At 34.1% G+C, this 13,185-nt stretch carries 13 protein-coding genes; 12 read left to right on the top strand and 1 reads right to left on the bottom strand.

What is annotated here, in order from left to right:
• Positions 1 to 46 precede the first annotated feature (46 nt).
• The 7 genes from rplS to VQL36_RS12300 all read left to right on the top strand — a co-directional run bounded on the left by rplS (position 47) and on the right by VQL36_RS12300 (position 5,103).
• A complete protein-coding gene (gene rplS, locus VQL36_RS12330) occupies positions 47 to 391 on the top strand; it encodes a 50S ribosomal protein L19 (RefSeq protein WP_162034806.1) in 345 nt (114 codons plus the stop codon).
• 112 nt (positions 392 to 503) lie between these two features.
• Positions 504 to 1,106, top strand: a complete 603-nt coding sequence (lepB, locus tag VQL36_RS12325; RefSeq protein ID WP_349249603.1) for a signal peptidase I — start codon at positions 504 to 506, stop codon at positions 1,104 to 1,106.
• Positions 1,103 to 1,978 carry a ribosome biogenesis GTPase YlqF gene (gene ylqF, locus VQL36_RS12320; protein ID WP_349249602.1) on the top strand — a complete coding sequence of 292 codons (876 nt, stop codon included), beginning with the start codon at positions 1,103 to 1,105 and terminating at the stop codon, positions 1,976 to 1,978. The genes lepB and ylqF overlap by 4 nt, the downstream gene beginning before the upstream one ends.
• Positions 1,971 to 2,579: a ribonuclease HII gene (locus VQL36_RS12315; RefSeq protein ID WP_349249601.1), complete on the top strand. Its 609-nt coding sequence runs from the start codon at positions 1,971 to 1,973 to the stop codon at positions 2,577 to 2,579. The genes ylqF and VQL36_RS12315 overlap by 8 nt, the downstream gene beginning before the upstream one ends.
• Positions 2,580 to 2,816: 237 nt before the next feature.
• On the top strand, positions 2,817 to 4,433 hold the full coding sequence (locus VQL36_RS12310; RefSeq protein WP_349249600.1) for a hypothetical protein: 1,617 nt from the start codon (positions 2,817 to 2,819) through the stop codon (positions 4,431 to 4,433).
• The gene (locus VQL36_RS12305) at positions 4,430 to 4,726 is read left to right on the top strand and encodes an EscU/YscU/HrcU family type III secretion system export apparatus switch protein (RefSeq protein ID WP_349249599.1); all 297 of its coding nucleotides are present in this window, start codon (positions 4,430 to 4,432) and stop codon (positions 4,724 to 4,726) included. The genes VQL36_RS12310 and VQL36_RS12305 overlap by 4 nt, the downstream gene beginning before the upstream one ends.
• Positions 4,723 to 5,103 carry a YraN family protein gene (locus VQL36_RS12300; protein ID WP_349249598.1) on the top strand — a complete coding sequence of 127 codons (381 nt, stop codon included), beginning with the start codon at positions 4,723 to 4,725 and terminating at the stop codon, positions 5,101 to 5,103. Before VQL36_RS12305 ends, VQL36_RS12300 begins: the two co-directional genes overlap by 4 nt.
• Positions 5,104 to 5,117: 14 nt before the next feature.
• Here VQL36_RS12300 and VQL36_RS12295 read toward each other — a convergent pair whose 3' ends face one another.
• A complete protein-coding gene (locus tag VQL36_RS12295; RefSeq protein WP_349249597.1) occupies positions 5,118 to 6,650 on the bottom strand; it encodes a YifB family Mg chelatase-like AAA ATPase in 1,533 nt (510 codons plus the stop codon).
• 206 nt (positions 6,651 to 6,856) lie between these two features.
• Between VQL36_RS12295 and VQL36_RS12290 the strand changes: the two genes are divergently transcribed.
• From VQL36_RS12290 to topA, 5 genes are all read left to right on the top strand, one after another.
• Complete coding sequence (locus VQL36_RS12290) at positions 6,857 to 7,114, top strand: hypothetical protein (protein WP_349249596.1); 258 nt, start codon at positions 6,857 to 6,859, stop codon at positions 7,112 to 7,114.
• 365 nt (positions 7,115 to 7,479) lie between these two features.
• Positions 7,480 to 8,640, top strand: coding sequence for an ADP-forming succinate--CoA ligase subunit beta (gene sucC / locus VQL36_RS12285; protein ID WP_349249595.1), 1,161 nt, complete (start codon positions 7,480 to 7,482; stop codon positions 8,638 to 8,640).
• Between the two features lie 41 nt (positions 8,641 to 8,681).
• Positions 8,682 to 9,611, top strand: a complete 930-nt coding sequence (sucD, locus tag VQL36_RS12280) for a succinate--CoA ligase subunit alpha (RefSeq protein ID WP_349249594.1) — start codon at positions 8,682 to 8,684, stop codon at positions 9,609 to 9,611.
• Between the two features lie 88 nt (positions 9,612 to 9,699).
• Positions 9,700 to 10,815: a DNA-processing protein DprA gene (gene dprA, locus VQL36_RS12275; protein WP_349249593.1), complete on the top strand. Its 1,116-nt coding sequence runs from the start codon at positions 9,700 to 9,702 to the stop codon at positions 10,813 to 10,815.
• 67 nt (positions 10,816 to 10,882) lie between these two features.
• On the top strand, positions 10,883 to 12,952 hold the full coding sequence (topA, locus tag VQL36_RS12270; protein ID WP_349249592.1) for a type I DNA topoisomerase: 2,070 nt from the start codon (positions 10,883 to 10,885) through the stop codon (positions 12,950 to 12,952).
• Positions 12,953 to 13,185 lie beyond the last annotated feature (233 nt).

Genomic DNA, 13,185 nt, shown 5'->3' with positions numbered 1-13,185 from the left:
ATATTATAGACGGTATGAACATCTGTTTGGAAGGAGGAATTAACTCATGAATATTGTTAGAGAAATTACACAAGATCAATTGCGTCAAGATCTACCAAGCTTTCGTCCTGGTGATACTTTAAAAGTACACGTTAAAGTAATCGAGGGATCTCGTGAACGTATTCAGGTATTTGAAGGTGTAGTTATCAAAAGACGTGGTGGCGGAATCAGTGAAACGTTTACAGTAAGAAAAATTTCTTACGGCGTTGGAGTTGAAAGAACGTTCCCTATAAATTCACCTAAAATTGATAAAATTGATGTTGTTCGTCGTGGTAAAGTTCGTCGTGCTAAGTTGTATTACTTACGTGCTCTTCGCGGTAAAGCAGCAAGAATTAAAGAAATCAGAAGATAAAAAAGAAGGGGGCTTGCTAAAACAAGTCCCTTTTTTTATCAGTAGCCCTATAATATCTTACAATTTTATAAGGGTTATTCATTATATTCCTATAAGCAGAAAGGTCATGGATATGGAAGAAAAAATAGATAATGAAAAAACAAATCAAACGAATTCTTTTTTGAATACATCTTGGGAATGGGTCAAATCCATTTTAATTGCAGTGGCACTGGTTGTAATTATACGTTCTTTTTTATTTACCCCAACTGTAGTGTCTGGACAATCAATGCAGCCTAGTTTTTTTAATAATGATAAGTTAATCGTTAATAAAATCCTATACACTATTCGTGAGCCTGAACGTGGTGAAGTGATTATATTTAAAGCAAATCAAGAACAAGACTTTATTAAAAGAGTTATTGCATTGCCAGGTGAAACGGTGGAAGTAAAAGGGGATGAAGTGTTTGTTAATGGAGAACGATTAGACGAGCCCTATATTAAAGAAGAGATAGAAAAAGCTAAACAAAATGGTAGAAGCTACAATAATTTGGACTTCCCAAAAGCTGTCGTTCCAAAAGGTACAGTTTTTGTGATGGGGGATAACCGTCCAAATAGTCAAGATAGTCGAAGTTTAATTGGTTTTATTTCATATGAACAGGTAATTGGTCGTGCAGACTTAGTGATTTGGCCTTTACAGGATCTAGGGATTGTATCACATGAAGTTGGTGAACTACAATGACCATTCAGTGGTTTCCTGGTCATATGACTAGAGCTCGTAGGCAGATTGAAGGTAAATTAAAGTTGCTTGATATCGTAATTGAACTGTTAGATGCTCGAGTGCCTCTATCCAGTCGAAATCCAATGATTGATGAAATTTTAAAGGATAAACCACGGATTGTTCTTTTAAACAAAGCAGATTTAGCAGATCCTTCTGTAACTACAGAATGGGTAAAATTTTTCAAAAAACAAAATTTAGATGCATTACCGATTGATTCAATTTCAGGAACACAAGTACACGAGATATTACCTCGATCAAAACAGTTGATAAAGCATAAAATTGATGCCCAATTGAGAAAAGGGATTAAACCTCGTGCTATTCGATCTTTAATTGTTGGCATTCCTAATGTAGGTAAATCTACATTAATTAATCGTTTAGCAGGGAAAAAGATAGCTGAAACAGGAGATAAACCGGGTGTGACAAAAGCACAGCAATGGATTAAAATTGGTTTAGAAATGGAGTTGCTAGATACACCAGGTATTTTGTGGCCAAAATTTGAAGATCAAAAAGTAGGAATGCGATTAGCAGCAACGGGAGCGATTAAGGAAACTTTATTACACCTAGATGATGTGGCATTTTATGTTGTTAGATATTTCCTTGAGAATTATCCTGATCGACTAAAGGAAAGATATGATGTTGAATATATTCCTGAAGATTTAGAGGATCCGAACGAAATTGTGATTGTTATGGAAGAGATCGGACAAAAGCGTGGCTGTATTAAACGTGGAGGAATTATTGATCTAGATAAAACATCAAGCATCATTTTAAGGGAAATGAGAGCCGGCACCTTAGGTAGATTTTCATTGGAGACACCGGAGAATTTGAATGATTAGTTATGAAAAAACTTATTGGCAGCAGAACAAACAATACATAGCAGGCATTGATGAGGTTGGTAGAGGGTGTTTATTAGGTGACGTTGTGGCTGCTGCTGTTATTTTACCTATTGATTTAGTGATTGAAGGTATTAATGATTCTAAAAAACTAAGTCCTAAAAAAAGAGAAATATGTTATGAAAAAATTATGGAAAAAGCACTAGCCATTGGTATAGGCAAGGTGGATGCAAACAGAATAGATGATATAAATATAAAACAAGCTACACGATTAGCGATGGAACAAGCCTTTGAAAATTTAGCCATCCAACCAGATTTTTTATTAATAGATGCTGAGAAAATTAGTACTCCCATTCCTCAATTAGCACTCATCAAAGGGGATCAATTAAGTCAGTCTATAGCTGCTGCTTCCATAGTTGCTAAAGTGACAAGGGATCGAATGTGTTTGCAGTGGGATATGGAATATCCAGAATATGATATTGCGAAGCATAAAGGTTACGGAACGAAGCTACATAGAGAACACATACTAAACTATGGGCCTTGCCCGATACATAGACGGACTTTTCTTAAAAATATCGTTAACATACAACAAACTCTTTTCTAAAGCAGTTATAGAGGTAAGATCTTTTTGAACACGCAGTAGTTATAATAACATATTAAATGTTACGTAGTTGAGTCCTAAAGTTAAAAGTGAATGGTTCACTTCAATTTTAGGGCTTTTTTGAAAACCAATAAGGTGGACCATAACTGATATCAATCTACAACATTCCTCTTCACTTTTGTAGATATTATACCGATAATAAATTGAATAGACTTACTAAGAATTATTGGGGAGATTCTAATGAACTTTAATGTATTAATGCGTAATTTATTAGGTGATTTAAAGTTATCAGATAGTAAAACTCTTCAGTTAAAAGAGGGGCAGATTGTGAGAGGTTTAGTGCTTCAGCTTTTGGATAATCAAGAAGCATTAATTCAAATTAATGGAGTACAATTAAAAGCCAAATTAGAAATTACTTTAACTCAAGGGGATTATAAATTGTTGCAAGTTCAACCAAAAACTTCTGACGGTTTATTGCATTTAAAGCCAGTTGAACATTCTGTATTCCCTATTGAAAAGAAGTCTATATCAGAATTATTGAATGGATTTAATCTAAAGAATACAACGTTTAACAGAGAACTGATACAAACCTTACATAAAGAAGGAATTCCTCTTATAAAAGAAAATATTACACAGTTTCAATCTATCATTCCCAGTTCTGAGGATCATAACTTAATACAAAAATCGTTGCAATCTGCGATGTTCCTATATAATAAAGGTTTACCAATAACTGAAACAACAATGAAAGCAATTAGACAAATACAGCATGGAAAACCGCTGCATGAGCTGATACACCAATTAAATAAATCAGTGGCTGAATGGGTGAAACCAGCTTTACAACAATTGAAAGTAGAACCTCAGCATCAAACAGATTTGTTTGCTAAATCCAATCCAAATTCTATTAATCAAACTAACATATCTACATTATCTAACGAAACCAATACCTTTTATTTGAAGTTATTAGATAAATTACAAAACATGATGAAAAGCATTATGGTTCAGCAACAGAGCAATAAGAACTTTGAGATTACTGAATCTAGTCAAAAGATGAATATGGTGAATCCAGCTTCTCATCAACCAGAAATAAACATCAAAGGCAATGTTCAAAGAACAGAACCCCTATCTTCATATTTTAATGTGGGGCATATAACACCACAAGAAGGACAGCTGAATGAAAATTGGATTACTCGATTTATTAAGAATCTAGGCCTAGACTATGAGAAGCAGTTAGTGAATTCGTTTAAATCATTTGAATTTGCATCAAATAAAATGAATCAACCTATAATGAATTTTGCAACTCTGTCAGATTTAGAAGCTCCCAAGGACTTTCAAAACCTCAAAAGTTTAATGTTACAGTTATTATCGGTTGATGATCTTCCGAGCCATATTAAAGAACAATCACAACAACTACTCAATCATATTACTGGGCAGCAACTATTTTTATCATCCAATCGTTCTGATGTCATTACTCACTTTACTATTTTTATTCCGATTTATAATGATAACGGAGATCAGACTTCATCGGTTAGTATTCAGAGCCGCCGCAATAAAAAAGGTGAGATAGATGTTAATAATTGTAGTTTGTGGTTTGATTTAAACATGAAAACATTAGGTGAAACGCTGATAGATATCCAAGTTGTTAGCAATATGGTGAGCATACGAATTCATAATGATCATTCTAAAACAGAGGAGTTAATAGAAACGGGTATTGTGAAACCAATAATAGAAGGTTTGGGTTTTCGATTTCTTTCCTTAAAACATCTCCCTTTTCCAGAAAAGCAAGGAAAGTTAAATGTAAGACATAGCCCAAATGATTATATTTATTCTGCATATAAGGGGGTAGATGTTCGGGTATGATAAAGAATGGTCTAAAATCAGCAAAAGCTGTAGCTCTAAGTTATACATCTGAGAAAAATGATGCACCTCAATTAAAAGCTAAAGGTAAAGGGGTAGTAGCAGACAATATTATACAGGAAGCGAAAAATCATGGCATACCTATTCAAGAAGATGCTTCTCTAGTAGAGGTCTTATCAACATTAGAAATAAATGAAGAAATCCCTGGAGAATTATATCAGTTAGTTGCTGAGATTTTTACAATGGTTTATAATGCGGATCAAAAAGCAAAAGTGATGGAAGTATTTAAACCATGAGAAAACATATAAATGATCAGAGATTAAAAATAGGGCAAACAGGTGAACAACTAGCTGTTCATTATTTAAAAACAAATAACTATCACGTTAAAGAGATCAATTGGAGGTGCAGATTAGGCGAGATAGATATTATCGCTTATGAAAAAGATTTTCTTGTTTTTTTAGAAGTCAGAACAAGAAGAGATATTGGGAGGTTTGGTACTCCTAACGAATCCATTAATTATAAAAAGCAACAAAAGGTTCGTTTAGCCTCACAGGTGTTTCTTCAACAAAATAATAAGTTAAATGCAAAAATTAGATTTGATGCTATTTGTATATTGTTAAATAAGGAGGGTGACTCTTTGCTGTCACTTGACCACATAAAAAATGCATTTTGATTAATATTTAAGCATCAAACAGTATGAAATCTTCGATCTAATGTACGATATTGGATCGCTTCAGCGACATGTTCGCTTTTAATATGTTTTTGTTCATCTAAGTCAGCGATCGTTCTAGCTGTTTTTATAATTCGATCATATGCCCGGGCACTCAATCCAATAGCTTCAAAAGAAGCGTGTAAAAGTTCTTTTGCATTTGAATCCATTCTGCAATGTTCATAAATTAATGAACCGTATGCTTCTCCGTTAAAATGGATATTTGTATGTTGATATCTTTTACGTTGAATTTTTTGTGCTACCTTAACACGTTCTATCATTTCAGCAGAAGACATTTGTTTTTCGTTTGACGTTAGGGTGCTATAATCCATTTGCAGTACTTCTATATGAAGGTCAATACGGTCTAACAGAGGTCCTGAAATTTTTGAACGATATTGATTGATTTTATGAGCGCTGCAGGTGCAAGGATTTGATTCGGAATCAGATCCTAAATATCCACAAGGACAGGGATTCATAGCTGCTGCGAATATAAACTGTGAAGGATATGTGTATACTGCTTTGGATCTGCTAATTGTTATTTCCTTTTCTTCTAAAGGTTGTCTTAAAACTTCAAGAACATGACGATGAAATTCTGGAAATTCGTCTAAATACAATACCCCTCTGTGAGACAGACTTACTTCACCAGGTTTAGGTATACTTCCACCACCGATTAATCCAGCTTGTGAAATCGTATGATGTGGAGAACGAAAAGGACGTTTTTTCATAAGTTCTTGGTTATTTTTAAGTTTATTAGTTATACTATATATTTTTGTTACTTCAAGTGCTTCTTCGTTTGATAACATAGGTAAAATACTAGTTATTCTCTTCATTAACATGGTTTTACCAGAACCTGGGGGACCAATAAGCAAAATATTATGCATTCCAGAGGCAGAAATCATTAAAGCCCTTTTTGCATGATTTTGTCCTTTTACATCTTTGAAATCTACATTCTCTGTTGCTGAGTATCTTAAATGTTGAGATATCTCTTGATTATGCATATAAACTGGGTATTCTTTTTGGTTTAAATCATTTAAGTGAGAAATAGGAATAACTTTACAATGTTCAATCAAGGCGGCTTCGGCCGCATTATTTTTTGGTAAAATGATTTGGTGTAACCCTTGTTTATATGCATAATCTACCATTGGAAGCACTCCAGGAACAGTTCTTAATGTCCCGTCTAAAGCTAATTCTCCAATAATGAGTGTTTGGGATAAGTTTTTTATCTGGAGTTGATGACTTGCCACAAGAATACCTAGAGCTATAGCTAAATCAAAAGATGCTCCTTCTTTTCTAAGATCTGCAGGGGCTAGATTAATTGTGATCCGTTGAAGGGGAAATACAAAACCACAATTTTTAATGGCGGCTCTTACACGCTCTATCGATTCTCGAACTGCAGAATCAGGAAGACCTACAATTTGAAAAACAGGCAAACCATTACTTAGATCAACTTCAACCTCTATAATTTTACCCTCGATTCCATGTAAACAGCTGCTCAATAATTTTGCATACAAAAAAATCACCATCCTCTTCTTATTTCATCATAAAACAATAGAAAATGGTGCTTCCATTTTTCCTGAATTTTCTTTTTTATTATAATAAACACCATTTTATTCTGCAAGTCTTTCCTGTATTCCATTCTGTAGAAATCCATTTTAAAACCAACTATTTTGAAATATTTTTATTGAGGGATGGACATAGTATATTAGAGGTGATAAAAATGGAAGAAAAACCATATTTTTGTCCAAACTGTCGTGCAAATCGAATAAAGTTTAACTTAATTGCTTCAACATCCTTACAAATGTTAAAGGATGCTTATTCCGGACAGGTCGTTGAACAAGAGGATCCAACCGTGATTGCTGAGGCGGAACCAATGATTCAATGCAGAGTATGTAACTTTAGGGGCAACGAAATGCGCTTTATTAAACAGGCTGAGCGGGAACCAAGATTTGAAAATGTCACTACACCGATGAGCTGATGTGTGTGAAAGATAGATTTTATGCACAAGATATTTATATTATAGAAGACCGTCCCTAGGACGGTTTTTCCCTTTTCACATCGATGTGATAAATGTCTGCGTTCGAGAGACTTCGATAGGAGTTTTTGTTATCGAACTATAGTGATAAATTTTTTTTATACCTAATTTAGAAAAATGATATTGCTATGAATCGTGTGTTTTTTTAAAAGTAAGGTAATTGTCAAAAAAAAATGGTACAATAGTTTAGGATTTGTGATAAGGACTATATAAACCTGTTCCAGTATATGGTTCTAATAGAGAATCGTTATAAAATAGACAAGTTGTCAACACATTATAAGTGAATTTTGATAGGAGGAAAAATAGAAATGAATATCCATGAGTATCAAGGGAAAGAAATCTTGAGACAGTATGGTGTAGCGGTCCCAGAAGGGAAAGTTGCTTTTACTGTTGATGAAGCTGTGGAAGCTGCTAAAGAACTTGGAACATCTGTAAATGTTGTAAAGGCTCAAATACATGCGGGTGGAAGAGGTAAAGCAGGCGGTGTTAAAGTAGCAAAAAATTTAGATGAAGTACGTACATATGCTGGTGAAATTTTAGGTAAAGTTTTAGTAACACATCAAACAGGACCTGAAGGAAAAGAAGTCAAACGTTTGTTAGTTGAACAAGGTTGTGATATTCAGAAAGAATATTACGTTGGAATCGTTGTTGACCGTGATACAGGTAGAGTTGTTATGATGGCATCTGAAGAGGGTGGAACCGAGATTGAGGAAGTTGCAGAAAAAACACCTGAAAAAATCTTTAAAGAAGTTGTAGATCCAGCTGTAGGTTTGCAAGCATTTCAAGCTAGAAAATTAGCTTATTCCATAAATATCCCAACTAAATTAGTGAATAAAGCCGTTAAATTTATGTCCGGTTTATATACTGCTTTTGTTGAAAAAGATTGTTCTATTGCAGAGATTAATCCACTAGTTGTGACTGGTGACGGAAATGTTATGGCGTTGGATGCGAAATTGAATTTTGATTCAAACGCATTATATCGTCATCCTGATATATTAAAATATCGTGATTTAGATGAAGAGGATGAAAAAGAAATCCAAGCTTCTAAATTTGATTTAAGTTATATTGCTTTAGATGGAAATATCGGTTGTATGGTTAATGGTGCTGGGCTTGCTATGGCAACGATGGACATCATTAAACATTATGGTGGAGACCCTGCGAACTTCTTAGATGTAGGGGGCGGTGCAACTACTGAGAAAGTAACAGAAGCTTTTAAAATTATATTATCTGATGATAACGTTAAGGGTATATTTGTAAATATCTTTGGTGGAATCATGCGTTGTGATATCATCGCTGATGGAGTTGTTCAAGCAGCCAAACAGATTCAATTAGACCGTCCTTTAGTTGTTAGACTTGAAGGTACAAATGTAGAACAAGGAAAAGAAATCTTAAATCAATCAGGTTTAAATATAGTAGCTGCTGATTCAATGGCAGATGGAGCCCAAAAAATTGTGGAATTAGTGAAGTAATCCACCCAAATTATAATAATTTAGAAAGGATTGAAAATACGATGAGTATTTTAATAAATAAAGATACAAAAGTCATCACCCAAGGGATTACCGGATCTACTGGTATGTTGCATACAAAAGGTGCATTGGATTATGGAACACAAATGGTAGGTGGCGTGACTCCTGGTAAAGGAGGAACAAATGTAGATATTGAACTTGAAAATGGAAATACAGTTTCCTTGCCTGTATTTAATACGGTTATGGAAGCTGTAAAAGAAACAGGTGCAACAGTTTCAGTTATTTATGTACCTCCTGCTTTTGCTGCTGATGCGATTATGGAAGCCGTTGATACAGAAGTAGAATTAGCCATTTGTATAACAGAAGGTATCCCAGTTCTAGACATGGTTAAAGTGCAAAAATATATGGAGGGGAAAAAGACGCTTCTTATCGGTCCAAATTGCCCAGGGTTAATTACACCTGATGAATGTAAAATTGGTATTATGCCAGGGTACATACATACTAAGGGACATGTTGGTGTTGTATCTAGAAGTGGAACCTTGACTTATGAAGCGGTACATCAATTAACGACTCGAGGGATTGGTCAATCTTCAGCAGTTGGTATTGGTGGAGATCCCGTAAAGGGAATGGAATTTATCGATGTATTAGATCGTTTTAATGAAGATCCTGATACTTATGCTGTTATTATGATCGGAGAAATTGGTGGGACTGCAGAAGAAGAAGCTGCAGAGTGGATTAAAGAAAATATGAAAAAACCTGTTGTTGGTTTTATTGGTGGAAAAACAGCTCCTCCTGGGAAAAGAATGGGTCATGCAGGGGCTATCATTTCAGGTGGAAAAGGAACTGCTGCTGAAAAAACAGCAACATTAGAAGCTTGTGGAATAAAGGTGGCTCCAACACCATCAGATATGGGAGCTACATTAGTAAGTGTCCTAGAGCAACATGGATTATTGCAAAAATGTATTACTAAATAATAAATTGATAAAAAAAACCTTCTATATCTAAGTTGATATGGAAGGTTTTTTTACACTTTAAGAAAATATAAGTTGGGGGAGATGAAAAATGGAGTCGCGTAATATTTTGTTTGGTTTACATGAGTTAAATGGAATCGGATGGAAAACGATACAATTGATTTATCAATCCATAAAACACAATAAACACATTGAAAATGGGGTGGAAAAACTTCTTAGTAGTGATGAAAATTCGATGATGAAAAACTACAACATTCCTAAGAGTAAAGCTCAAATTATTTCAAAAAATTTGAATTTAAACTTCATTCAGTGTAGATTAGATATATATAAAAATGAAAATATCTCATTTTTAACGATTTTTGATGAGGGTTATCCGAAAATTTTAAAGGAAACACCGAGTCCTCCTTGGGTCATTTATTATAAAGGGAACTTAAACCTCTTGGACAATAATAAATTAGCAATTGTTGGGACAAGATACCCTACAGTATATGGAAAGATGATTACAGAAAAACTAGCAAATCAATTATCTAGTCTGGGATTTTGCATAATAAGTGGGTTAGCAAGAGGAATTGACAGCATTGCCCATAAATCCGCTATAGATCAATTCGGTTCAACTATTGCTGTTTTGGGTTCAGGTATAGATGTAGTCTATCCTTCAGAAAACAAACAATTATATGAGTCTATTGTGAATAAAGGGTTGGTTATTTCTGAATTTCCATTAGGGACAAAACCACATCCAGGTTTATTTCCGCAACGTAATCGGATCATTGCAGGTTTATCTTTAGGTACAATTGTAATTGAAGCAGCTGAAAAAAGCGGCTCATTAATTACAGCAGATCAAGCATTAGAAATGTCAAGGGATATCTTTGCTATACCTGGTCCGATTACTTCACCAAAAAGTCAAGGTACTTTATCATTGATTAAACAAGGGGCAAAGATGGTAACCGATTTAAAGGATATAGTTGAAGAATATGAGCATATGATGAAAATAAGTTACAATGAAAAAAATTTAACTACTAGTAAAACATTAAGTAACGATGAACAAAAAATTGTTGGATTTTTATCATCAGAACCAGTTACTTTTGAGCAAATATTACATAAAAGTGATTTTACATTTGGACATTTACACTCAGTTCTGTTATCTTTACTTATGAAAAATGTCATATCTCAATTACCAGGATCTAAGTTTGTAACAAAAAGTTTATAACACAATAAATAAAAAATTTATAACTTTTATAATTAAAGTTAATCTTTCATTAGGGGGGGATGAGACTATGGCGGATTCATTAGTCATTGTTGAGTCACCAGCAAAAGCAAAAACCATAAGTAAATATTTGGGAAAAAAATTTATTGTTAAAGCTTCAATGGGACATGTTAGAGATCTTCCTAAAAGTCAAATTGGTGTTGAAGTTGAGAATCAATTCTCTCCTAAATATATTACCATTCGTGGAAAGGGTTCAATTCTAAAAGAATTAAAAGATGCTAGGAAAAAAGTTAAACGAGTATTTCTTGCAGCTGACCCCGATCGAGAGGGTGAAGCAATTGCTTGGCACTTAGCACATTATTTAGATGTATCAGAAGAAGAATCATGTCGTGTTGTATTTAATGAAATTACGAAAGAGGCAGTGAAAGATGCCTTCAAAACACCAAGACCAATCAATATGGATCTGGTGAATGCACAGCAAGCTAGACGTATATTAGATCGCTTAGTAGGTTATAAAATCAGTCCATTATTATGGAAAAAAGTAAAAAAGGGTTTATCTGCAGGGCGTGTTCAATCTGTAACCGTAAAATTAGTTATAGATAGAGAAAACGAAATTAATGAATTTGAACCTAAAGAATATTGGTCTATAACGGCTCAACTTTCCATTCATGGTAAAACTTTTGAAGCTAAATTCTATGGAAAAGATAATAAAAAACTCGAATTAAATAGTGAAGCTGAAGTTAAAGAAATTTTACAAATGATAAAAGACGAGCAGTTTATCGTAAAAAATGTGAAAGAAAAGGAACAGTTTCGAAATCCAGCTCAGCCTTTTACAACCAGCTTACTTCAACAGGAAGCTGCTAGGAAATTAAACTATAGAGCTGCTAAAACGATGCAAGTAGCTCAGCAATTATATGAAGGTGTAAATATCGGTAAAAGTGGAAGTGTAGGTTTAATTACTTATATGCGTACAGACTCTCCACGTATATCTCCAGTTGCACAGGAGGAAGCAAAGACTTATATAAAAGAAAAGTTTGGAGATAAATATGTTCCAAACAAGCCTAGAGTTTATGGAAAAAAGAATGCAAATTCACAAGATGCACATGAAGCTATAAGACCTACATCAACATTGCGAGATCCTGCAAGCATAAAGTCATATTTAAGTAGAGATCAGTTTCGATTATATAAATTGATTTGGGAACGATTTGTTGCAAGTCAAATGGCTTCAGCTATATTAGACACAATGTCTGTAGATATTGAAGTTAACAACACAATATTTAAAGCAAGTGGATCCAAGGTTAAATTTCAAGGTTTTATGAAGGTGTACGTAGAAGGAAACGATGAAGGAGTTAAAGAGGATCATAAATTTCTACCTGAATTAAATTCAGGTGATGTTCTTGAAAACAAGAAAATTGATCCTAAGCAACATTTCACTCAGCCTCCTCCACGTTACACAGAGGCAAGACTAGTTAAAACTTTAGAAGAGTTAGGGATAGGTCGTCCTAGCACATTTGCTCCAACTTTAGATACCATTCGCAGAAGAGGTTACGTAGCACTAGAAGATAAAAAATTCGTACCTACAGAAATGGGAGAGCTAGTAATTCAGTTAATGGAAGAATTTTTTCCTGAAATATTAAATGTTGAATTTACTGCAAACATGGAAGAAGAACTAGATGATATTGAAGAAGGAAAAGAGTTTTGGGTGAATGTTCTTGAAGAATTTTATTCACCATTTAAAAAGAGACTAGATGTTGCAGAAGAAGAAATGAAAGAAATTGAAATTGAAGATGAAGTTTCCGATGAAATATGTGAAAAATGTGGACGTCATTTTGTTTATAAAATGGGGAGATTCGGAAAATTTCTAGCATGCTCTGGATTTCCAGATTGTCGCAACACAAAACCTATTGTTAAAGATATAGGTGTTACCTGTCCATCATGTAATAAAGGACAAATTGTTGAACGAAGAAGTAAAAAGGGCAGAGTGTTTTATGGTTGTAACCAGTACCCGGAATGTGAATTTGTTTCTTGGGATAAACCAACAGATATAAAATGTCCAGATTGTTCTGCACATTTAGTTGAAAAAAGAAATAAAAAAGGGACTTACTTAAAGTGTTCTAATTGTGATTATAAAAAAGAGTAGTCACTAGAGGGTGTTCAAAAAACGAAGCATCTCTTAGGAAGCATATCGACGTCGAATAAAGACTATACCCAAAAAAAATGAAGTAGCACGGTGTAGCTTAAACCTATTACTTTTACGGGGCCCGAATATTCAAGGAAGATGTCCGGTGTGTATGTAACAAACATCAATCCTCTGTTTTCGGGGTCACCGTACTAGAAAATACATCGATGATTCACTTCACTTTTTGGGGTAAT

Source organism: Chengkuizengella sp. SCS-71B (assembly GCF_040100845.1).
GTDB lineage: Bacteria > Bacillota > Bacilli > Paenibacillales > KCTC-33759 > Chengkuizengella.
This window is presented reverse-complemented; position numbering and strand designations above follow the sequence as displayed.

Excerpts from the sequence above, each read along its gene's own strand:
- VQL36_RS12305 (WP_349249599.1), top strand. The coding sequence starts at position 4,430 with ATGATAAAGAATGGTCTAAAATCAGCAAAAGCTGTAGCTCTAAGTTAT.
- lepB (WP_349249603.1), top strand. The coding sequence starts at position 504 with ATGGAAGAAAAAATAGATAATGAAAAAACAAATCAAACGAATTCTTTT.
- VQL36_RS12300 (WP_349249598.1), top strand. The coding sequence starts at position 4,723 with ATGAGAAAACATATAAATGATCAGAGATTAAAAATAGGGCAAACAGGT.
- VQL36_RS12310 (WP_349249600.1), top strand. The coding sequence starts at position 2,817 with ATGAACTTTAATGTATTAATGCGTAATTTATTAGGTGATTTAAAGTTA.
- VQL36_RS12290 (WP_349249596.1), top strand. The coding sequence starts at position 6,857 with ATGGAAGAAAAACCATATTTTTGTCCAAACTGTCGTGCAAATCGAATA.
- sucD (WP_349249594.1), top strand. The coding sequence starts at position 8,682 with ATGAGTATTTTAATAAATAAAGATACAAAAGTCATCACCCAAGGGATT.
- ylqF (WP_349249602.1), top strand. The coding sequence starts at position 1,103 with ATGACCATTCAGTGGTTTCCTGGTCATATGACTAGAGCTCGTAGGCAG.
- rplS (WP_162034806.1), top strand. The coding sequence starts at position 47 with ATGAATATTGTTAGAGAAATTACACAAGATCAATTGCGTCAAGATCTA.
- VQL36_RS12315 (WP_349249601.1), top strand. The coding sequence starts at position 1,971 with ATGATTAGTTATGAAAAAACTTATTGGCAGCAGAACAAACAATACATA.
- dprA (WP_349249593.1), top strand. The coding sequence starts at position 9,700 with ATGGAGTCGCGTAATATTTTGTTTGGTTTACATGAGTTAAATGGAATC.
- topA (WP_349249592.1), top strand. The coding sequence starts at position 10,883 with ATGGCGGATTCATTAGTCATTGTTGAGTCACCAGCAAAAGCAAAAACC.
- sucC (WP_349249595.1), top strand. The coding sequence starts at position 7,480 with ATGAATATCCATGAGTATCAAGGGAAAGAAATCTTGAGACAGTATGGT.